This is a genomic window from Streptococcus sp. 2020WUSS084 (assembly GCF_044427445.1).
Taxonomy (GTDB): domain Bacteria; phylum Bacillota; class Bacilli; order Lactobacillales; family Streptococcaceae; genus Streptococcus; species Streptococcus suis.
Genome location: NZ_JAOTGC010000020.1, coordinates 1 through 21,192, shown reverse-complemented (window position 1 = coordinate 21,192; position 21,192 = coordinate 1). Strand labels below are relative to the sequence as shown.

The 21,192-nt window shown below is 37.3% G+C and carries 19 protein-coding genes and 1 pseudogene; 2 read left to right on the top strand and 18 right to left on the bottom strand.

Features of this window, described 5'->3' with window-relative positions; all coding sequences use genetic code 11:
• Positions 1–24 precede the first annotated feature (24 nt).
• The 13 genes from ODU50_RS09410 to yaaA all read right to left on the bottom strand — a co-directional run bounded on the left by ODU50_RS09410 (position 25) and on the right by yaaA (position 13,132).
• Positions 25–1,131 carry a hypothetical protein gene (locus tag ODU50_RS09410; protein ID WP_044759769.1) on the bottom strand — a complete coding sequence of 369 codons (1,107 nt, stop codon included), beginning with the start codon at positions 1,129–1,131 and terminating at the stop codon, positions 25–27.
• A 19-nt stretch (positions 1,132–1,150) separates the two neighbouring features.
• Positions 1,151–2,206: a glycosyltransferase family 4 protein gene (locus ODU50_RS09405; protein ID WP_172032823.1), complete on the bottom strand. Its 1,056-nt coding sequence runs from the start codon at positions 2,204–2,206 to the stop codon at positions 1,151–1,153.
• 16 nt (positions 2,207–2,222) lie between these two features.
• Entirely contained in the window at positions 2,223–3,140 is a 918-nt protein-coding gene (locus ODU50_RS09400; RefSeq protein WP_172032824.1) for a glycosyltransferase, read from the bottom strand.
• Between the two features lie 12 nt (positions 3,141–3,152).
• Positions 3,153–4,124 (bottom strand): glycosyltransferase, encoded by a 972-nt coding sequence (locus ODU50_RS09395; protein WP_172032825.1) that lies wholly within the window; start codon positions 4,122–4,124, stop codon positions 3,153–3,155.
• A 15-nt stretch (positions 4,125–4,139) separates the two neighbouring features.
• A complete protein-coding gene (locus ODU50_RS09390) occupies positions 4,140–4,787 on the bottom strand; it encodes an acyltransferase (RefSeq protein ID WP_105095314.1) in 648 nt (215 codons plus the stop codon).
• 21 nt (positions 4,788–4,808) lie between these two features.
• On the bottom strand, positions 4,809–5,972 hold the full coding sequence (locus tag ODU50_RS09385; protein WP_105095315.1) for a glycosyltransferase family 4 protein: 1,164 nt from the start codon (positions 5,970–5,972) through the stop codon (positions 4,809–4,811).
• Between the two features lie 3 nt (positions 5,973–5,975).
• Entirely contained in the window at positions 5,976–7,145 is a 1,170-nt protein-coding gene (gene cps2T, locus ODU50_RS09380) for a beta 1-4 rhamnosyltransferase Cps2T (protein ID WP_044761490.1), read from the bottom strand.
• A gap of 40 nt (positions 7,146–7,185) precedes the next feature.
• Positions 7,186–8,562, bottom strand: coding sequence for a sugar transferase (locus ODU50_RS09375; protein ID WP_398581405.1), 1,377 nt, complete (start codon positions 8,560–8,562; stop codon positions 7,186–7,188).
• Between the two features lie 81 nt (positions 8,563–8,643).
• On the bottom strand, positions 8,644–9,375 hold the full coding sequence (cps4B, locus tag ODU50_RS09370; protein WP_044679121.1) for a capsular polysaccharide biosynthesis protein Cps4B: 732 nt from the start codon (positions 9,373–9,375) through the stop codon (positions 8,644–8,646).
• A 37-nt stretch (positions 9,376–9,412) separates the two neighbouring features.
• The gene (locus tag ODU50_RS09365) at positions 9,413–10,108 is read right to left on the bottom strand and encodes a tyrosine-protein kinase (protein WP_044671567.1); all 696 of its coding nucleotides are present in this window, start codon (positions 10,106–10,108) and stop codon (positions 9,413–9,415) included.
• A 9-nt stretch (positions 10,109–10,117) separates the two neighbouring features.
• Positions 10,118–10,807, bottom strand: coding sequence for a YveK family protein (locus ODU50_RS09360; protein ID WP_398581404.1), 690 nt, complete (start codon positions 10,805–10,807; stop codon positions 10,118–10,120).
• 15 nt (positions 10,808–10,822) lie between these two features.
• The gene (locus tag ODU50_RS09355; RefSeq protein WP_105152862.1) at positions 10,823–12,268 is read right to left on the bottom strand and encodes an LCP family protein; all 1,446 of its coding nucleotides are present in this window, start codon (positions 12,266–12,268) and stop codon (positions 10,823–10,825) included.
• 129 nt (positions 12,269–12,397) lie between these two features.
• Positions 12,398–13,132, bottom strand: a complete 735-nt coding sequence (yaaA, locus tag ODU50_RS09350; protein ID WP_105152861.1) for a peroxide stress protein YaaA — start codon at positions 13,130–13,132, stop codon at positions 12,398–12,400.
• A gap of 122 nt (positions 13,133–13,254) precedes the next feature.
• On the opposite strand from yaaA, the gene ODU50_RS09345 reads away from it, so the two are divergent.
• Complete coding sequence (locus ODU50_RS09345; RefSeq protein ID WP_105152860.1) at positions 13,255–14,514, top strand: PLP-dependent aminotransferase family protein; 1,260 nt, start codon at positions 13,255–13,257, stop codon at positions 14,512–14,514.
• Between the two features lie 253 nt (positions 14,515–14,767).
• Here ODU50_RS09345 and ODU50_RS09340 read toward each other — a convergent pair whose 3' ends face one another.
• Positions 14,768–15,619, bottom strand: coding sequence for a DegV family protein (locus ODU50_RS09340; protein ID WP_105152859.1), 852 nt, complete (start codon positions 15,617–15,619; stop codon positions 14,768–14,770).
• A gap of 126 nt (positions 15,620–15,745) precedes the next feature.
• Here ODU50_RS09340 and ODU50_RS09335 point away from each other — a divergent pair, with 126 nt between their 5' ends.
• Positions 15,746–16,150 carry a TetR/AcrR family transcriptional regulator gene (locus ODU50_RS09335; protein WP_014736032.1) on the top strand — a complete coding sequence of 135 codons (405 nt, stop codon included), beginning with the start codon at positions 15,746–15,748 and terminating at the stop codon, positions 16,148–16,150.
• A 136-nt stretch (positions 16,151–16,286) separates the two neighbouring features.
• On the opposite strand, the pseudogene ODU50_RS09330 reads toward ODU50_RS09335, so the two are convergent.
• The 4 genes and pseudogenes from ODU50_RS09330 to proB form a co-directional block, all read right to left on the bottom strand.
• Positions 16,287–17,577 (bottom strand): annotated as a pseudogene (locus ODU50_RS09330) (IS4 family transposase).
• Between the two features lie 111 nt (positions 17,578–17,688).
• Positions 17,689–18,474, bottom strand: coding sequence for a pyrroline-5-carboxylate reductase (proC, locus tag ODU50_RS09325; protein ID WP_105153669.1), 786 nt, complete (start codon positions 18,472–18,474; stop codon positions 17,689–17,691).
• A 9-nt stretch (positions 18,475–18,483) separates the two neighbouring features.
• Positions 18,484–19,722: a glutamate-5-semialdehyde dehydrogenase gene (locus ODU50_RS09320; protein WP_398581402.1), complete on the bottom strand. Its 1,239-nt coding sequence runs from the start codon at positions 19,720–19,722 to the stop codon at positions 18,484–18,486.
• 64 nt (positions 19,723–19,786) lie between these two features.
• Positions 19,787–20,863, bottom strand: coding sequence for a glutamate 5-kinase (gene proB / locus ODU50_RS09315; RefSeq protein WP_105153671.1), 1,077 nt, complete (start codon positions 20,861–20,863; stop codon positions 19,787–19,789).
• Between the last annotated feature and the right edge of the window lie 329 nt (positions 20,864–21,192).

Sequence of the window (21,192 nt, the reverse complement as noted above, 5' to 3'; positions counted from 1 at the left end):
TGTACCATATTCTATATTATTTTATTAAGTAGTCTCTGTATTCTTAGAAATAGACATATAATTTAACAACAATGGTGTAAACAAAAATATATTAAATCCAAGCGCTTCAGTAACTAAAACAGCAAATGTCAGGATAATCAGCATTGCGTTAAACAAGGTGAATTTTTTGCGATAAATTTGAAAAATAAGATAACTTAGGAATAAAATTGTTAATAAGATTCCTTGTGATAAAATAAATTTTAAATAGGTATTATCGTTAAACAATTGATCGTAACTCCACCAGCCAGCAGGTATAATATTAGGAGTAAACTGTGGAAAAATATCAAAGTCATATCTTTGGATATACAGACTTCCTAAACGGATTCGGTTACTCAAAAAAGCATCTAATTGAATATAAAAAGGATTAGCTGAATTATAAAAAACTGAAATGAAAATACCAATTAAAAATATTATCACTGTTGACATTGAAAATAGAAACTTATTAATTTCTATTTTTTTTAGTATATTCCTAAAAAGAAACACAAGAATCGCAAAAGAAATTACAAGAAAGGATGTTCTTGAGTAGGTAATCCGATAATCAAGATATAAGAACAACCCAAAAAATATAAGTATATAGTGGTTCTTTATTCCTTTTAATAGTAAAATACTATCAAGAAAAATTGATAGAAATATTGTCCCTAATGTATTTGGATGAAAAAAACCAAGAGAGTGTGCAACCCCATTAAATTTGACGAGCGTTGTATCAGATACAACTCCTATTAGAGTTGCTGCTACAATCATTGAAACTACAATCAATTTTATAGTTATAATTCCTTTTAGAAACCCCTTCTCTTCAGAACGTATAAGAGGGAGATAAATTAATAAAGTGATTATGCTCCACTCAATCTCAAAACGATTATGAAATAAAAAAATGATTATAGAATAAACGAATACTAGTCCCAACGATTGAAAAGTTCCATCCGGAAGCTTTCTTGCTCTAACATAAAAAATATAGGGAATTAATCCTAATATGGTTGGGATAAGATTGATATACTTCGAATGAATTGGAAGCTGGATATTTGTTAATGAAAGCAGAGTTATAACCAACCCGAGATAAAAAATATAATGCGTTAATTTTTCTACTTTAAGCATTTACGCTCCTCATATCTAATTACTTTGTTAGTCCTTCCTCTAGTCTCTGAATCATATTATTCCAAGATCTTTCCGCAATCATTTGACTAGCTCTATCTGCCAAAGAATAGCGCAAGTTTTGATCTGCAATTAATCGAATAATATTATCTGCGAGAGTCTGACTATCTTTTATTGGCGAAAGCAATGCATTTACTTCGTGTTTTGCATACTCAAACACACCGCTGTAAGCAGTTGAAACCAAAGCACAGCCACAGGCCATACTTTCAGCACCAGTCAAACCAAATCCTTCATCTATTGTAGCACATACAAAAATAGCTGTATTATTATATAGTTCCAATAACTCTTCTTGAGTTGCTTTCTGAACATAATTGAAATACCTTGGTAAACTCCTTGGGCGTTCAGGTACACCAAAAATATTTACTGTCACTTCTGGATACTTATTTTTCACTTTTTCAATAGCCTCTAAAGCATACGGTATCCCTTTGTGCTCGCCTTCATGGTACAACATCCCCAACGACAGAGAATTACGATTTTCAATAGGATTAATAACCTTAAAAAATTCCGTATCAATGGGATTCGGTAAACAAATAGTCTCATCACTAGTATAGGACTTTACAAGATCATTCAACCAATTTGATACAGTAAAATTGATAAAGCCGTAACTAAATGTCTCTATAACTTCTTCTTCCGGAAGTAACCAAGTTTCAAAGTCTTGTATAAAGTAGCATTTTTCCCCGCAACGATTCGGTAAAGATTTTACATACCCTGCCGTTGTTGCTGCTGTAGCAAAAACAAAGTCTGCATCAGGAAATTCTCTACCATCTAAATACGGTGTCATTATTTTTTGAATTTTAGAGTCTAAACTAAACCATGAAGGTTCATTTCTACCTCTTAATTGCCCTACAATTGATTTAATGAAGCTATTGTTTGTCAAACGATTCCAAACCGTGTGTGTTAAAAAAACGATAGATACTTCATGCCCTCTATCAACTAATCGATTAGCATATTCAAAAATTATTTTGTACCCTCCCATTGGTACTTGACTTATCTCTGGGAGGCAAAATGTCAACTTCATAGTAATACCTCTATAACTATTTAGTAATAGTGCTAATCCAATTACTAAATGAATACTTTTCTATTGTAGATTCCGGCAATGACACATAAGGTTTACTCATAAATTCTATCAAATCTTCAGCTGTTGATTGTTCCAATACAAAAATATTATTTGGATGGTAAAAATCATAATTTTTAACACAACTATTTGTTGTAATCAATTTCCTTTTAAAGAAAATTGACTCTAATGCCCGTAGTGTCAGTCCCATTTGCCCTTCTTTATTTATCTCAACAATGGCTTTGGATTGTTGGATTTTTTCAATAATTTCAGAGTAAGTGATTTTAGTATCTAAATAATTAATACCTTTATAGTCAGAATTTCTAGCATTACTAAAAATATCAAATAAATACGTCATTTGCGAATCTTCGATAATTTCAGCTAATTGGTATATCTGTTCTAAACGCCCTTTATCCACACCTATAAAATAAAAATCTTGTAATAACTCAGTCTGTTCCTCTCGAATATTATCTAAGATATAGAACTGTTCAATAAAAGATAATCCTTGCTTTTCTGAATATGTTTTATCAAAACAATAGACATCAAAATTTTCTTTTAAATAATCAATATGTTCATTTGGAACATTCCATAACCAAATTTTTAGCGCAGTTTGACTAGAAATATGCTCCTTAATATATTTCAATAATTTTGGTGTGACTGCATTATCAAAAACAACTATAGTATCATAATTAGCTAAATTATCTTTCCAAGCTTCAAGCCAGTACCGGTGAAAAAAATCTCCTGGTAATCTTTTAGAAATCGCTCGTATATTGTGCGCTACTTGTGATGAGACAGCTCTATAAGGGGTATAAACATCAACTAGCGGATGTGATATATTGGTAGCAAAAAATTGTTCAAATGTCTCAATTTGTTCGAATAATAATAATGTTTTTTTCATATTTTAAAACTTTTACCCTAACTTTTTGAAAAACTCTTTAATATTGATAACAATCTTAAGCAACCCTAACCTATATAACAAATATTTGTTATAGTGGTAATATCTTCGTAATGATCGTAACGGCACTTTATTATCACGCAATGTCTGTGAAATTTCTTTCGCTATTAAATCATAACTTTGACTTTCATATAATTTCGTCAATATGTGAACAAGACCATTACTATAGTAAGTTCTAGCTAATCTGTTGTTAATATACTGGTTCTGCAAGGACACTTCAAACATTTCCGAATAGAATCGAAACATATCCAAAAATTTTTTTTCAGACCACGATCTAGTAATTGCCGCCTCATTCCCTAAAAAATAATAATAGTAAACCTGATTAGTATAATAAACCGAATCTGCTACTAAAAACAATTTATAAATTGTCCCTAAATCCTCATAGTACGCACCTACAGGAAATTCTATTCGATTCTCTAAAAACAAAGAAACTCTGTATAATTTATCTGTTGAAAAGCTTGTAATATCTGTACATTCTAACATTTTTTGAAATGCTACAATCCCTGAAAACTCCTTTTCATTCAATTCACATTTCACACAATTAGATTGTTCGTTTTTACAAAACTGTAAGTCAAAATGTATAATATCATGCTTTTTAGAAGAAATAATTTCTTTCAAACTTTCAAACATTGTTGGACTAATCCAATCATCTGAATCAAGAAAAAATATATACTCTCCTGCAGCATGTTTTATCCCGACATTTCGAGCATCAGACAACCCACCATTTTCCTTATGAATTACGGAAATATGAGGATACTCAATAGAATATTCATCACAAATTTCAGGTGACGAGTCGGTACTCCCATCATCTACTAAAATTATTTCATAGCTGTTAAATTTTTGAGCTAAAACACTATTAATACACCGTTTTAAATATTTTTCAACCTGATAGACAGGAATAATAACGCTTAATAATACATTTTCCATTTTTACTTACACCATTTAGGTTCGCATTTTATCCTCACGGTTACGTCTATCAATGATAATACTGCCCGCAGGCACATCCTTGGATATTAATGTTCCTGCACCAATAACACTACCCTTTCCAATTGTCACACCATCAAGAATTATACAATTACTGCCTACCCAACAGTCGTCTTCAATCGTAATACCTTTTTGCACAACACCTTGATTCTTAATGCTATTCCTTTTATCACTAAAAACATGATTTTCTGCAAAAAGACTACACCTTGGACCGAACATCACATTATTTCCTATTGTAATTTTACCCGCACAGCCTACATAAGTATTCGGACCAATTGAGGAATTATCACCGATTGTCAAACCTTTTCCTATTTCACCAACACCATAATATGATGATGGACGAATCATCACTCCTCGTCCAATGGTCACGCCATTACCAAAAACTAATCCCTCTTTGCACAGTCCATGAATCTCAGAATAGTCTTCAAATTTAACGTTTTTACCACAAACAATATTTTTTCCATGACTAATTGTCACATATTTACCAATGAATAGTAAACCATTAGATTTCTTTAGAAAAATTTTTGTTAATAATCCTCGAAAAACTTTATAAAAGGCACTTCTGCATATTATAAATTTATCACATAAGGAAATTTCCCTATTCACTTATTCTACCTCAACCTAATATTATCTTTTAAAATATTTTATTTTTGAGTATTCCTCTTCAAAGTTAGTAATATAACTGTTCAGAGAAAAAAATTCCTTTTGTCGTTTCAAAGAGTTTTTCCCGAATTGATTTCTTAAATTAGCATTTTCTAAAAGTTGTGTAATAACTTCAGATAACTCATTTGATAAATTTGGAGTTGCTAAAAAACCATTTACTTTCTCTTTTACCATCTCACAGACACCACCATGACGATAGCCAACAATTGGCTTTCCACAAGCCATCGCTTCTAAAACTACAGTTGGCAGTGGATCCGGATTTGTACTTGGGAGTACAAATATATCAAACATATTATATAATTCAGTAGTATTGGAATAATAATCAATGCGTTTAATTTGTGAAGAAACTGAAAGTGAAGAAATTCTATCATCTAGTTCTTCAACTCTCCACTCCTCTCCCTCAAAAGCACTTCCTGCTATGAAAGCAATAGCTGTTGAATTTTTCTCTAAAATTGGAGTTACAGCCTCTACAAAATCTCCTTGCCCTTTCCAAGCATTAACTCGCCCAACCATCCCAATAACAATAGAATCTCTAGAAATTCCAAACTTTTCACGAACCTTTGTAGCGTCTATTTGATGATACACTGTATTATCAATCCCATTATAAATGACGTTCACTTGCTCATCATCAATAAATCGAGATTTTCTTATATGGGTAGCAACAGCATTTGAAACTGTTATGATTCTATCTGCATAACGCCCCATTAAAAAATTAATAAAATCAGAAATAACTTTTGGTCTTACAATAATCTCGTGTACATGCCATATAAGTGGAAGCTTTAATTTCTTTTTTAGATAAATTCCTTCTAATACAGCTGTTGTATTATTATGAATTAAATCTATATTATTACTTTGAGCGTATTTCGCAACCTGCTTAGAATAGCGATTATACGACATGAAATAGTTCAGAATCCCTTTGGGATTGAAGTACTTACGACGCAAAATAGGGTAGTTAATGATTTCTACTTTTGCGCCTACTTCTTTTAGTGCAGATACAAGTATTCCGTCAATCGGCAGGATAACATGTGCCTCAAATTCATTCTTATTTAAACCTTTTATTAACTCTAAAAGAACCCTGTCAGCTCCGTAAAGTTCTGCTCCTGCATGGAGATACAATATCCTTTTCATTACCTATCCTTTAAATAACTTCTCATATTCGTCAACAATAAATGGCCAAGTAAACTTACTTTGTACTTGCAAATTTGAGCTAATATTCATTTTTTCAATTTCTTGGTCAGAGAATTGCTCGCTTTCCTCAATAATGTTATGAAGATTATCCTTTTTCCAATAAATTGCACCCTCTTCGCCAACTTCACGGTTGAACCCCACATCTAAAAGGAGATTTAACTTAGTTGATGACAGTGCTTCTAGTAGTGAAGGATTTGTTCCACCTACTTCATGACCATGGAGATAGGCAAAAGCATTCTCTCGAATATATTTCAGAAGCTCTTGATCATAGACCGTTCCGACAAATTTAATTCTTGAATCTTTATCAAATCCAGTCTCTCTCTTTAGCTTAAGATAGAAAGCATTTTGCTCTACATTCGTAATTAGGACAAAATCTTTTTTTGAACTTGATTTCATAAACTCACGAATCATAGTCTCATAGTTGTTCTCTGGAACAAAGCGACCAACTACAAGATAATAATTATTCTCTACTAATTGTTTTTCACCATACCAAGCGCGAACGCTCTTACTATCCTGAGTCAATATAGATCTAGCAACATCAGTACCGTAAGCAATATATTTAGTTACTGGATTATATTTCTTATAATACCGTCGAATATATTCCTCAATATTTATACTATCGCATACTACTAAGTCAGCATATTTTATCATCAGTCGTTCAGAAAATTTCCAGTAACGACGAACAGGGTAACTCCATTTTTCTCTCAACCATTCATGTCCATCTGGATTAACCCAAAGAGTACCACCGATGGCTTCGATTCTTCTTTTAATATTCAAAATAAATGGTCCAATTCGGCATGCTAAAACGTAAAAAATTGGTGCTCTATCCTGGTTTTCTTCTGCAATGGCAATGGCTTTATTTAGAGCGATTATGTCATATGCGATAGCTCGAGCTGGTCCAATATTAGGAACATCTACATTAAAACATTTGGCGCCATTATACTCAAAAAAATCATCTGTAAGACCAGATTTCATAGAATTCTCACGCATGCAAGCTACATAGTACTGAACATCAGTTGATTTTTTGTATTCAGTCAATTTTTCTACAAAAGTTTCAAATCCACCATACTTTGCGGGGATACCTTTAGAACCAATAATATAAATACTCTTCATGACTTATTTTAGCCCTTTTAAAATATAACATAAAAGTAGCCTACTTACTTCCTTCTCTTTTAAATACCACTACTAAAGTTTTCAACAGAATTTTTACATCAGACCAAATCGTCCAATTATCAATATACTCCATATCAAGTTTTACTACTTCGTCAAAATTCGTTATATTGCTTCTGCCACTTACTTGCCATAACCCAGTAATACCAGGTTTAAAGCTTAAACGGCGCTTTTGACTGGGAGAATATTTTTCAAATTCATCAACTGTTGGTGGTCTAGTACCAACCAAACTCATATCCCCACGGAGAACATTGTAAAATTGTGGCAGCTCATCTAGACTGGTTTTACGGATAAAGTGACCAATCGGAGTAATCCTTGGATCGTTATCCATCTTAAACATTCCACCTTGCATCTGATTTTGTGCTAAAAGCTCTTTTTTGCGCTCCTCTGCATCAATATGCATAGAACGGAATTTATAAAACTTAAAAACTCGTCCATTCTTCCCAACACGTTTTTGTACAAAGATTGACGGTCCTCCATCCTTCCGAATCAAAGGAACTAGAACTACAGAAACTAAACCGCAAAAAATCAAACCAACTATGGAACCCAAAATATCAAGAAGTCGCTTCAAAAAGATATGGTTGGTTTTATAGAAATTAGAAGAAAAAGTAACTATACTGTGATCACCAACTTGCTGAATCTTTTTGTTCCGCAAAGCTTGAAAATCAAACGAATTAATATCAACACTAACATCTATCCCTAATATTTCAAATTCTGAAACAAAAACTTTCAAATCATAAAATTCACTAGGAAGATTTATAAAAACATGATCAACTACTTCATGAGTTGCAAAATCCACTGCCTTATCAACAGGGATAATTGGAGTAACTAACTCCAGTTCATCCGTTATCTCGCCCAAAATGACGACTCCAACTAAATATTTAGCTGCTAATAATTCCGATTCAAATAAATCTTTCATTAACTGGAAACGTTCAGGCGTGGTTATAAGCAAAGTATTCTTTTGTTGATTCCTAGTAATTAGAAAAAAATGTTTGTATTTCCGAACAAAGCAGTTTGAAAGATAGACCAAACAAAAATTGATAATAGAAAAATAGACAACCCCTCTTCTAGATATCTCAACCTCTTTTTCTAACATGAACGACACGAAAGTCAGTAGAAATGCAAAAATTAGACTATAAATTAATGTTTTTTCCATTTCTGCTAAGTATCCTCGACTTTCAATTTCTACATAAAGTTTAGATAAATTGAAAGCAAAAAAATGCAGTACAATAATTGATAAAATACCTGTACGATTGAGATCTGAATCAGGAAATTGACTTGTTATAAATACGGCAAAAACTACCGCAACTAACTCAAGGATTGCCAAACGTATCTGGCGATGCCCATTTGTATTAATCATATTCTCTCCAATTTAATAAAAAGTGCATAAGCTATAAATAATTAGCCATATCTATGCCTCAAATTCTTGAAATTAAAAAAATCAAAAGACTTGATTCTTTAATAACATAAGAGGATTTTTTTTCAGTAAGGTTTTTGCTTTATCTTCGCCAAATTCCTTTTTAATTAGCTTATAAGCATCACTCATAAAAGGAGGTCGGGCTATCAAATTATGCATATCACTAGCCACACAGTGCACCAAATCCTGCTCTAAAAAGTACCGTGCCCGTTTCTTAAACTCTTTTGCTCGGTCACCAATTAAACCTGGTTTTAACACATGGTTGCTATTAATTTGAGTATAACACCCCTTGTCGATTAACTCTTCTACCCGCTCTGACTGAAATGCCAGAGCATCATAACGCTCTATATGGGCAAGTAGTGGAGTCAGTCCAAGTAACATTACTTCATTCACAGCCTCTTGGATTTCTTTCCAAGGAGTATTCTTACTAAATTCTAGGAGAATATAGCGCGTTCCATTAAGAGTTGGAACTTCCTTTTTTTCGAGTTTACTTAGGATATCTTTATTATAGTAAAGTTCCGCTCCATAACATAAAGTCATTTCTGGATAAGCTACTTTAACTCTCTCTTTTACTTGAACAAAATTAGTCATAATAATTTTCTCAGGAGTTTCAAACATCCCTTTTCGTCTATGAGAAGTAGCAACTATGAAGCGAACCCCCTGGCGATAAGCTTCTCCTATCAAATCTAGACTCTCTTCAATTGTCTTTGGACCATCATCCACACCAAATATAATATGCGAATGAATATCAATCATACTAACACCTACTTAATCAAAGCTCATATAATAAAAATCAAGCTTTTTTACCGTAATTTCCATAGTTACCATAATTTCCATAATCACCATATTTCTCAGTTGCAATATCATACTTGTTCAAGATAACGCCTAAGAACGGTGTTCCAGTTTGCTCCAACTGTTCCTTTACTTTTTTCACGGCTGAACGTTTAACATGTCCTGCCTCTGCTACTAAAACCATTGCATCACACTTCTGGGCAATAATTGCCGCATCGATTACCATCCCTAGTGGTGGACAATCTACAATCACATAGTCAAAATACCGACGAAGAGTAGCTAATAAGTTCTCAAAATTCTTACTTTGCAAAAGGGCAGTTGGGTTTGGTGATATTTTACCAGACTCGATAACTGTTAAATTCGGAATATTTGTTTCACATAACCCCCGAGACAAATCGGTTGTTCCTGCTAAATAATCAGTTAAACCTGTAATTTTCGTAATTGGCTTAAAGAAACCTGACATCACTGAGTTTCGAATATCGGCATCAACCAAGACTGTCTTGTAGCCAGAACGAGCATAGGCAATAGCAAGACTAGCTGCAGTTGTACTCTTTCCTTCATTTGATTGGACAGAAGTTATGCCAACCACTTTAATATCTGCCCCACTGAGTTGAATATTCGTACGGATAGCGTTAAAATATTCTTCCGTCTTATTTACTAATTCTTTCTTCGTACGTGCAATTTCTAATGTCGCCATATTTTTCTCCTATTTCAATTTCTTCGAATCTGGCACTACACCTAGCAATGTCAATCCCATTACCTCTTCGATATCCTGAGGACGTTTTACACGGTCATCCAAAATTTCCATAACCAACACGAGACCTGTTGCCAAGATACTGCCGCCTAATAAACCAAGCAAGATATTGCGTTTGGTATTAGGAGTTGATGGCTCCTCTGCTGGGACAGCCTCCTCGAGTGTTGTAACATCGCTCACTTTTGTGACCTCTATAATTTTTTGTGCCGCAAAACTACGGAGGCTATTTGCGATGCGAGCTGCCTCATTTGGGTTCGAATCACGCACAGTGATAGAAACTATACGAGTATCAACAGGAATCGATACCGAAACTTTTTCTTTCAAATTATCTTCTAAATTTAACTCCGATACAACCTGCGAAAGTACATCTTGTGATAAAATAATTTCCTTATAATCTTTTACAAGGTAAGTTCCTGCCTGAAGATCCTGGTTAGTCACTCCTACACCAGCTTCAGCATGTTGCCCAACTACATAAATACGAGTTGTCGAATCATATTGCGGTGTTACCAAAAAACTACTATATGCGAAAGCCAAACCTGCACTTAGTAGTGCCATCAAAAGGATAACGATTTTCCTTCTCCAAATCGTTTTCAGTAAGAATAAAATATCAATTTCTATTGTATTCATTTCTTGATTATTCATGTTTTCTCCTATTTTTTAATTTCCATCCAATACTGACTGAATAGCAGTTTTTGCTTGTTCCAAACTTTCTTGGTTTATTTCTAACATATAAAGTTGTGAATCCGGCATGGCATAAGAGGGTAAGTCTGTTCGCCCACTTCCAGCCAATGCTTGTGACTCCACGGTAAACTGTGTGCCGGATTCTAATTGCGTATTAACAAGTTCTATAATTGTTTTAATACTTAGGTCTGTTTGAATAGAGCCTTCTAAACTATTTAAAATAGCTCGATAATTATGCAAATTCTCTGGTGAGCTCAATTTTTTTATAAGTGCTGAAATGACTTTTTCTTGATTTTGACCTCGATCATTATCTCCGCCTTCGAGTGAATAACGTTCACGCACGAAACCAAGTGCTTGTTCTGCATCCATATGAATCCTACCAACTGGAAAATGATAGTTTCCATGTAAACTTGTAAACTCTTGGGTGTTTTCTACATCGATACCTCCAACCAAATCAATCAACTGTAGGAAGGATGTAAAGTTGAGACGGATATAATTACTGATATTGATACCATAAAGATTTTCCAAGGTATGCACAGAGGCATTGACACCATAAATACCAGCATGAGTTAATTTGTCGTATTGATTTTGCCCACCATCTGCGATAGCAACATAAGAATCTCGTGGAGTAGTTGTCAATAAAATCTTATGTGTAGCTCGATTAATAGTCATAATAATATTAACATCTGAACGCGAAACAGACGAAATTGGGCCATATGTATCAATGCCACTAATATAGATATTAAAACTGTCTCCACTCACCTGCTTAGTAGCTGTATCAACAGTCTGAGTCACCTTAAAACTATATATTTTCCTCACTTTTGAAGAGAAGTCTGGATCCTCATTTTCTAAAATATTGGTAAAAACTCCATTGAAAATCATTGCTTGACTCTCACCATTTAGCATAGCTTGGTAGGCTGTTAGATAAGAGGTCGTCGGACTTGTAGTTAATTGAGTAGACTCCATTTTGGAAATATCATTTAATAAAGCAGTGATGTTGTCTTGATCGTATTCAGCCGGAGCAAGTACATTAGTGACCTGTCGAACATCTGTAATCTCACTATTTGCTGGGACGAGGATGCTCATTTCATATTCTGAAAATGTCGAATTTGAATTTAGTCGTGTTGAAAATTTTACAACTTCTTGCATTCCATAGATTCCGACAGAAGTGATGACCAGTGAAAAAATAAGTACGAGTGCTATAAATATGCGTGCTTTCTTACGCCACATCAACAAGCCAGTCAATACTGCAACCCCTATCAACAGGATTGTTACAATATAGTTCAAATACCGAAAATCTAGGATGTTATAGCGATACATAGTCACTAAGAACAGACATAGAATAATGGCATATAGCCCCCAAAGCGCAAAATTTACCAACTTAAGCTTAGGCGATTTCCTCCATCTGCTTCTCTTCTTCATAAACAACCTTCCTTTTACTTATAACTCACCTATTGTATCACAAAAAACAATATTTTACTAGCCACATAGCCATATTTAGTGATGAAAAACGTTATCTTGTTCAATCTTGTTCATATCTTGTTCTTTTTTTCATATTTTAACTGAGCGTATGAAAGTCAGCTGATTCTCTGTTGATTTTTCAGTACAATATCCAAAGCCATCCACCTTAAAATCTTGAATGTCCGATAATTCCTGAATATTGTTCTTAGCCAACCAGGACAGCAATCTTCCTCTACCTTTTTTTGATATAGTCGAGTGAACTTTTAGCTGACCTGCTTTTTCTTCCATGAAAAGAATTTTAACTAATCTTTTCTGAATCTGTGGAGAAAACACCTGCTCAAATTCTGACGAAGCCAGTGAGAGAATCAGTTCATCGTCACCAACTTCTTGGTCATAATACGGTCGCCAATACTGTTTCAAAGACTGATTGCCTATCTTTAAGCTCCCTTGAAAATCTAAGCGGTGAGGTGAAATGAATTCAAAAGGATGAATCAATCCGTATAAGGCTGTCGCTACACGAACATGGTCACGTAGGTAATTTTCTTCTTTCGAATCTATATCTCGCCTATCCATATAACGATACATGAGACCATCATATAACTGCCAGGCTGGATAGGTTTTTGCTTGACCTGTCCTGATTCGATACCAACGATCAGCTTCTAACTCAGCCTTTGCTTCATTCAATTTATAAAAGGCAGCCATCTTTTTTACATCAAATTGACTTATGGCATCCAGCACCTGCTTGCTTCGATCAGACAGGGGATAAAACGAGGCATTCTCTAGAGTTGTATTTACTTCTTTTGCATTAGGTATAATTATTTTCATCACTTAATTATACCATAGAGTAGCTTAATTCCTGAACCTCAACCCCATCATTCATATATTGTCTTTCTTCAATTTTTCTTATATACTAGCTAGTAACATAGTCTATAAAAAAGGGGGCCTAGATGAAAAAATATCAAGTTATCATCCAAGATATTTTGACTGGAATAGAGGAACACCGATTCAAACGTGGAGAGAAATTACCTTCTATCCGTCAACTCAGCGAGCAATATCATTGTAGCAAAGACACTGTCCAAAAGGCTATGTTGGAATTAAAATACCAAAACAAGATCTACGCTGTCGAAAAAAGCGGTTATTATATCTTAGAAGATAGAGATTTCCAAGACCATACTGTAGAGCTCAATCCTGCAGACTTTCAAGAATTACCCTATGAAGATTTTCGAATTTGTCTAAACGAAAGTCTTATTGGGCGGGAAAATTACCTATTCAACTACTATCACCAGCAAGAGGGATTAGCGGAATTGATTTCCTCCGTTCAAAGTCTGTTAATGGATTATCATGTCTATACAAAAAAAGACCAGCTGGTTATCACAGCTGGTAGCCAACAAGCTCTATATATTCTCACACAAATGGAAACCTTGGCTGGAAAAACGGAAATCTTGATAGAGAACCCTACCTATTCACGAATGATAGAGCTCATTCGACATCAAGGAATCCCCTATCAAACAATTGAACGGGATTTAGATGGAATTGACCTAGAAGAATTGGAAAGTATCTTCCAAACTGGAAAAATTAAGTTTTTCTACACAATTCCTCGCTTGCACAACCCTCTCGGTTCAACTTATGATATAGCAACAAAAACAGCCATCGTAAAATTAGCAAAGCAATACGATGTCTACATCATTGAGGATGACTATTTAGCAGATTTCGATTCTAGTCATAGCCTACCTTTACACTATCTTGATACAGATAATCGTGTCATCTACATAAAATCTTTTACACCGACACTCTTTCCTGCCCTCCGAATCGGTGCAATCAGCCTTCCTAATCAGCTACGTGATACCTTCATCAAACATAAGAGTCTAATCGACTACGATACCAATCTTATCATGCAAAAAGCTCTATCGCTCTACATTGATAACGGTATGTTTGCACGGAACACACAGCATCTTCATCATATTTATCACGCTCAGTGGAATAAAATAAAAGATTGTTTAGAGAAATACGCTTTGAACATCCCGTTTCGAATTTCCAAAGGGAGCGTGACCTTTCAGCTAAGCAAGGGGATTCTTTCGCCTAGCATCCAACACATGTTTGGCAAATGTTATTATTTCAGTGGACAGAAAGCTGATTTCTTACAGATCTTCTTTGAACAAGATTTTGCAGATAAACTGGAGCAACTTGTAAGATATTTGAATGAATGAAATCTAATAACCTCATGCAAATAATCCCCCTCGAACTTAAAAGACGAGGGGGATTATTCTATAGTGGAAATTACATCCCAAAATTGTTATACTCTTCGAAAATCAAAATTATCCGTTGTCAAGAGCCTTGATGAGCGAAAAGCCCCAGTGGAGGTTTTCAGCCTGTTACCTTGAAATAAGATAGTAACAGAGTTCTATCTTCGACTTCGTTTCCTAGGCTACTTTTGATTTTCATTGAGTATTACTCTGTGAATCACGCTTTCACTTCATAGCCCATCAAAAGTCCGCCTTCTTCAGCATAAAAACTGCATAGACCTGATGTTGCAACTTCGTCAATAACAGCCGTTGGAAAACTTGCTTTTACCAACTCTGAGAATTGTTGGAAAAACTTGGCATTGTTGCGGTGGGCCATGACAATTCGACCACCATCATAGCCTGCTTTTTTCATTTCTTCAAAGGCCGCTGTCACAGATTTCTTATGACCACGCGTCTTTTGAAGCAACTCTAATTTTCCTTCAGCACTTGCCTCACCAACCATACGGATATTGAGAAGACCAACGACAGTGCCTACCAATTTGCTCAGTCTTCCATTCTTAACAAGATTATCAACCTTCGCTAAAACAAAGAGGAGCTTACTGTGTTCCCGATAGTGAGTTATCGCTTCTACTACTTGTGGAAAATCTAATCCTGAACCAATTAATCGATTGATTTCGTCTACAAGTAAATCCATTTCCCCACTAGCTGACAAACTATCTATCAAATGGATATTGACAGTCGGATGCTCTTCTATATACATATCCCTAGCTACACGTGCCGCATTAAAACTACCCGATAGCCCACCTGTAATCGTCACAACGATAATGTTCTCAGCTCCCTCAAAAGCTGCCTGATAAGCCTGCGGACTTGGACATGCCGACCCAGCTGCAGACTTAGATGCTTCCATCACCTCCATCATGTGATCAATATCCAAGCTCGCATCATCAACAAATGCTTGTTCTCCAACCTGGATGGTAAGTGGCACACTAATAAATTCAGTATCCGGAGCTAGATTAGCTAATTGACGATAGTCGCAGCCCGAATCTGCAACAATTTTCCATTTTGACATAATATTCTCATTTCCAATTTTACTTTTTTATTTGACAATAAATCTCTATTTACTTACAATTATATCATTAAACTACCCCATCTGAAAGCATTTTCTTTCAGATGTGACACTCGGAAAAGGAAAACTATGGCAGGTCGTAAAATTTCACCCCAATCTTTGAAAAACCTCTATCAATCAAATAAAGAAGCGAATCAACTGACTAAGGAATCAATAGAAACTGCTCTGCTATTTCTCCTAGAGAAAAAGGAGCTCAAGCAAATTTCGGTATCTGAATTGGTTCGTAAAGCGGGAGTTTCTCGCAACGCTTTCTATCGCAATTATAAATCAAAAGAAGAAATTTTAGAGATTTATTACGAACGGACTTCCAGCAACCTTAAAAAGAAATGGCATGATTTGCAGGACAAGGTTCAAAAGGACGGCGTCAAGCAAAGCTTTGCAGATTTTGTCCACGAACAAAAACGCAAGGCAGAGCAAAGCAAAACCCTGTCCAACGTTAGTCAATGGATCAAGGAAAAAACAAAACGGGATTAAAAGTCCAATGTCATTAAGTTAAGCATTTAAGTAGCTAAAGAAACTATTCTCGTCTGAGCAGTTCATGACAAAACGGGAATAGTTTTTGTATTTAGGGCGCACAAAAAGGAAGGTTTTTAACCCAAATTTTTAACTATTATGATATTCTATAAGTGAAGCTTACAGGTGCCTTGCTTTTTATCTTTCTTTGGAAGGTTCGATTGGGTCGGATGATGGATAAATGTTTGGCAATGTAGGTTTCCAATTGGAAGGAAGTGAGTTCAGCTCTAAGAAATTTTCGACAGGCATAAACAGCGTCTGAAAAACAAATTTTATAAGTCTGTTTTAACTTTGATGTTTTAATGGTAACGTGTGAGGTTAGCCATTTACAAACATTAAAGTTGATAAAGCGAGCGTAGATTTCTTGGAGAATCCCTTCCTTCTTTTTCGCATGAAAATGAGTCAGACCGATACTATATTTTAGGTCACGAAAACTGGTCTCTATGCCCCATCTGTAAGCATAGAGATCTTTTAATTTTTCCGGAGAATAATCGGTATTTGTCACCAAAGTTTCAAAGAAACCTGGCTTGATTTCTAGACGCACCATTCGGAAATGAAGGTCATAAAAACTGATTGGCTCACATTTTCGGCTAGAGTTTGGTAAAAAGTTAAAGGAAGCATTATGAGGTAAAAAATGATACTGATTAGGGAAGTACCGATACAGGTGTTTCATCTCATTGGTTTGTTTGCGACAGATGTTTAGGTCAAATACCTCATCAAAACAAGAGGTGTCAGGGAGATTAAATCCTGACTTCATAGAATGATTCCCGTCACGAATACGAATAATATAGGACCAATTTCTTTCTTGGCAGTGAGCCATGACATTGTAGGACTCATACCCTCTGTCCATAATAACTAGAGCTTGCTCGAAAGGGACAGCTCTCCATCATATCAATAAAAGCCGCACGCTCATCAAACTCCCGATTATCCTGAATCCGTAAATCGTGATAAATCTCTTGTTCAAGATTGTAGAGAGCATTGATATGAATGAGATTGTAAGGAGTGTGGTGTGGTCCAGTTTGAAAAGAGGTCGTTTTATCAGAACGATTTCTTGGTAGAACCACATCACTACCATCAACAGCTAGGATAGGGAGATCTTTAGAAGTTGGAATTTTAGAAGTAATATTGGCAAACAGGGTTTTAAAAGCTTGATGTTTGATCCGATATCGTCGTTGGACAAAGGCAGATTGAGTGACTGGCAACTCTAAATCAAGTAGCTCTTTAGATAAGGTATTGCCTCCCATGGTCAGTATAGCTTGAATCATGGTTTTCATCGTTAGCTGACTTTTCCGACTAAAATCTTTTTCAGGATGAAGCACAAACTGGTTTGCGGTGGAAACGATGTCGTTAATACTATCAAGTAAATGAACTTTAATCTGATCTAGCATGACTTTTCCCCTTTTATTTCTAGTGTAACATAAAAAACTAACCTACCACAAAACGTGATAGGTTAGCTAACTTAATGACATTGGATTAAAAGTCCCGTTTTTTGCTGTCTTCTATTTTTGGCCTAATTTTCTAGTCTTTTTGAGGGCGGCGGCGACTGCCTTAATAATGGCGTAACGGAAACCTTCTTTTTCAAGAGCTACCACGCCTGCAATAGTCGAGCCGCCTGGCGAGGTCACTTCCTGTCTCAGCTGGGCTGGGTGCTTGTCGCTATTCAAGACTATCTGAGCAGTTCCAGCCAAGGTTTGAGCCGCCAAAACCTTGGCATCTTGAGCCGTCAGCCCGTTCTGCACACCGGCATCGGTCAGGGCCTCAATCATCTGATAGACGAAGGCTGGACCGCAGCCTGCGATAGCCGTTGCTGCGTCGATCAGGCTCTCTGACAACTGCTGGACCTTGCCTGATTTTTCTAGGATTTGTTCCAATAGCGGAGTGAGCTCTGGATTGACCAAGCTATAGGTCGTCATGCCCTGGCCGATAGCGACAGGTGTATTGGGCATGATACGGATGAGTTTGTCTGCCGACAGAAATTCTGCCAGACTGTCAATGGTCACCCCCGCTGCCATGGAAATCCAGATAGCCGACGGATTCTGGCTAATCTGATCCTGTAAGCCTGACAAGACTGTCTGAATCAGGTGAGGTTTGACCCCAAGGAAAATCACCTCGGCCTGCTCTGCTATTTCCCCATTAGACAAAAGTTGACCACCCACCTTCTCTTGAAGTGCCTGGGCTTTTGCTGGGTTGTGGTTGCTGAGAAGGAGCTGGGTATCTGGCTGCTGGCTGACCGCTTGTGCCAGGGCCGTTCCCATGTTGCCCAGTCCGATAAATCCAATCTTCATCTTGTCCTCCTAACGAATGTGGCCGTCGCCTGTGATGATGTACTTGTAGGTGGTCATCTCACGCAGGCCCATAGGACCACGAGCGTGCATCTTCTGAGTGGAAATGCCCAACTCGCAGCCCAGACCGAACTCGCCACCGTCTGTGAAGCGGGTCGAGGCATTGACATAGACCGCCGCTGAGTCCACATGGAGTGTGAAAAGTTCAGCCGTTTGGCTGTTTTCCGTCACGATGGCCTCGCTGTGCCCTGTCGAGTGTTGAGCGATGTGACTGATAGCCTCTTCTACGTTTGAAACGACTTTGACAGCCATGATATAGTCTAAAAATTCCGTGTCAAAATCTTGGTCGCCTGCTGGTGTGGCTTGGTTGAGAATAGCCTGCGCCTGACTGTCAGCACGTAATTCCATCTGACCAGAAAGAGCTTCTTCCAAGCGAGGTAGGAATTGGCTGGCAATAGCTTCGTGAACTAGCAAGATTTCCGCCGCATTGCAGACTGAGGGACGACTGGTTTTAGCGTTGACCACAATCTGAAGGGCCTTATCCAAATCCGCATCCTTGTCCACATAGACATGGCAGATGCCTGTGCCTGTTTCGATAACTGGCACAGTCGCATTTTCAACGACGGCTTGAATCAAACCTGCACCGCCACGTGGCACCAAGAGGTCAATCTTGCCTTTTGCAGTCATCAACTCCGTCGCAGAGGCACGGCTGGTGTCTTGAACCAACTCAATGACCTTTGGAGAAAGACCAGCCTGTTCCAAACCAGCCTTGAGGGCTGTGACAATGGCCTGAGCCGAATGAAAGGCTTCCTTGCCTCCACGCAAAATGACTGCGTTTCCGCTCTTGATTGCCAAAGCAGCGGCATCCGAGGTCACATTTGGACGGCTTTCGTAAATCATTCCCACCAAGCCAAAGGGAATGGACTTCTTGCGAATGTTCAAGCCGTCTGCCCGAGTGGATTCTTCCAATACTAGTCCGACAGGATCTGGCAAGTCAATCAAGGCACGAATGCCATCTGCCATGGCTTCAATCCGTTCAGCAGTCAGGAGCAATCTATCCTGCATAACCTGGCTAATCTTGCCTTGGGCATTTTCCATATCAATGGCATTGCCGGCTAAAATTGCCTCCGTCTGAGCAACCAACTGGTCTGCCATAGCTGACAAGGCCTGATTTTTCTGTTCTGTTGTTGCAAGGTTGATAGAGGCCTTGTGGGTCAATAAACTATCTAATAATGCTTGAGTTGTTGTCATAAATTTCTCCTATTTAGTCTTTCAGTTTGCTCGTTCGTCAACATAATCAAGATAAACTGAACGACTATAAGCTCACCCAATCGTTGCGGTGAATCAACACGCCCTCCGCTCTGCCATTTGCCAACTGGTCCTGCAAGTCCTTGGAGGACAGTTTGACCCGCCCTTTACCAATCAAACGATGGTCTGCTTGACTATAAACCTCTACGACCTGCCCCACTTCAAAGTCACCTTCGAGGGCTTTGACACCAGTAGCTAACAAACTGCGTCCCTGGTGCAACATAGCATCAACTGCTCCTGCATCCACTTCAACCGCCGCGTCTGTCCGAGCATAGAAGGCCATCCACTGCTTACGTTGGTTCATGGCATGGTCATCTGCTAAAAAGAGGGTGCCACGGTTGGCCTGGGTGACCGCCTGTAAGAGAGCGGTATCCTCTTTTGAAGAGCAGATAAAGACAGGTACGCCTGACTTGGTCGCAATCTGGGCCGCCTGCAATTTGGTGGTCATGCCACCCGTTCCGTTAGACGAGCCTGCTCCTGCTGCCATGGCAAACAAATCTTCCGTAATTTCCTTGATTTCAGGCAAGTGCTGGGCTGTCGGATCACTGTTGGGATTGGCAGTGTAAAGTCCATCCACATCCGTCAAAAGCACCAAGAGGTCTGCTTTCAAGAGAGAAGCCACCTGGGCAGATAAAGTATCGTTATCCCCCACCTTAATCTCCTCAATAGCAATGGTATCATTTTCATTGATAATAGGAATAGCTCGTTGCTTGAGCAAGACCTGCATGGCCTGAGAAGCATTCTGATAACGTCTGGCATCCGCAAAATCATCCTGGGTCAGCAAAATCTGAGCCGATACGATGCCGTCTTTCATTAGATTTTGCGTATATTCCTCAATCAGCAAGCCCTGACCCACAGCCGCAGAAGCCTGCTTTTCCGCAATCTTGGTCGGTCGCTTGTCAAATCCCAATCTCCGAAAACCAGCAGCAATGGACCCCGAAGTCACCAGCACAATATGGTAGCCCTTCTGGTGCAACTGAGCCAGCTGATTGGTAATCCGAGCGATCTTGATACGGTCCAGACTGCCATTTTCTTGCGTCAGAGAACTCGTACCAACCTTAAATACAATTGTTTTTTCTGTCATAATCTCTTCTCACAAAAACTAATATTTGGAAAATTATACCATATTTTAATCATAAAGAAAATCACTGTTATTCAGCAAGGAGAAAGGGAATATGAGTAGCATTAAAAACACTGGAAACAAAGAGGCTGGGCAAAAAGCCCAATGTCATTAAGTTAACTAACCTATCACATTTTGTGGTGGGTTATTTTTTATGTTACACTAAAAATAAAAGGGGAAAAGTCATGCTAGATCAGATTAAAGTTCATTTACTTGATAGTATTAACGACATCGTTTCCACCGCAAACCAGTTTGTGCTTCATCCTGAAAAAGATTTTAGTCGGAAAAGTCAG

Coding starts and splice junctions, on each gene's coding strand:
- ODU50_RS09340 (WP_105152859.1), bottom strand. CDS start 15,619: ATGTCAAAATGGAAAATTGTTGCAGATTCGGGCTGCGACTATCGTCAA.
- proB (WP_105153671.1), bottom strand. CDS start 20,863: ATGACAGAAAAAACAATTGTATTTAAGGTTGGTACGAGTTCTCTGACG.
- ODU50_RS09355 (WP_105152862.1), bottom strand. CDS start 12,268: ATGAAGAAGAGAAGCAGATGGAGGAAATCGCCTAAGCTTAAGTTGGTA.
- proC (WP_105153669.1), bottom strand. CDS start 18,474: ATGAAGATTGGATTTATCGGACTGGGCAACATGGGAACGGCCCTGGCA.
- ODU50_RS09400 (WP_172032824.1), bottom strand. CDS start 3,140: ATGAAAAAAACATTATTATTATTCGAACAAATTGAGACATTTGAACAA.
- ODU50_RS09365 (WP_044671567.1), bottom strand. CDS start 10,108: ATGGCGACATTAGAAATTGCACGTACGAAGAAAGAATTAGTAAATAAG.
- ODU50_RS09335 (WP_014736032.1), top strand. CDS start 15,746: ATGGCAGGTCGTAAAATTTCACCCCAATCTTTGAAAAACCTCTATCAA.
- yaaA (WP_105152861.1), bottom strand. CDS start 13,132: ATGAAAATAATTATACCTAATGCAAAAGAAGTAAATACAACTCTAGAG.
- ODU50_RS09360 (WP_398581404.1), bottom strand. CDS start 10,807: ATGAATAATCAAGAAATGAATACAATAGAAATTGATATTTTATTCTTA.
- ODU50_RS09395 (WP_172032825.1), bottom strand. CDS start 4,124: ATGGAAAATGTATTATTAAGCGTTATTATTCCTGTCTATCAGGTTGAA.
- ODU50_RS09385 (WP_105095315.1), bottom strand. CDS start 5,972: ATGAAAAGGATATTGTATCTCCATGCAGGAGCAGAACTTTACGGAGCT.
- ODU50_RS09345 (WP_105152860.1), top strand. CDS start 13,255: ATGAAAAAATATCAAGTTATCATCCAAGATATTTTGACTGGAATAGAG.
- ODU50_RS09320 (WP_398581402.1), bottom strand. CDS start 19,722: ATGACAACAACTCAAGCATTATTAGATAGTTTATTGACCCACAAGGCC.
- ODU50_RS09405 (WP_172032823.1), bottom strand. CDS start 2,206: ATGAAGTTGACATTTTGCCTCCCAGAGATAAGTCAAGTACCAATGGGA.
- cps2T (WP_044761490.1), bottom strand. CDS start 7,145: ATGAAGAGTATTTATATTATTGGTTCTAAAGGTATCCCCGCAAAGTAT.
- cps4B (WP_044679121.1), bottom strand. CDS start 9,375: ATGATTGATATTCATTCGCATATTATATTTGGTGTGGATGATGGTCCA.
- ODU50_RS09410 (WP_044759769.1), bottom strand. CDS start 1,131: ATGCTTAAAGTAGAAAAATTAACGCATTATATTTTTTATCTCGGGTTG.
- ODU50_RS09375 (WP_398581405.1), bottom strand. CDS start 8,562: ATGATTAATACAAATGGGCATCGCCAGATACGTTTGGCAATCCTTGAG.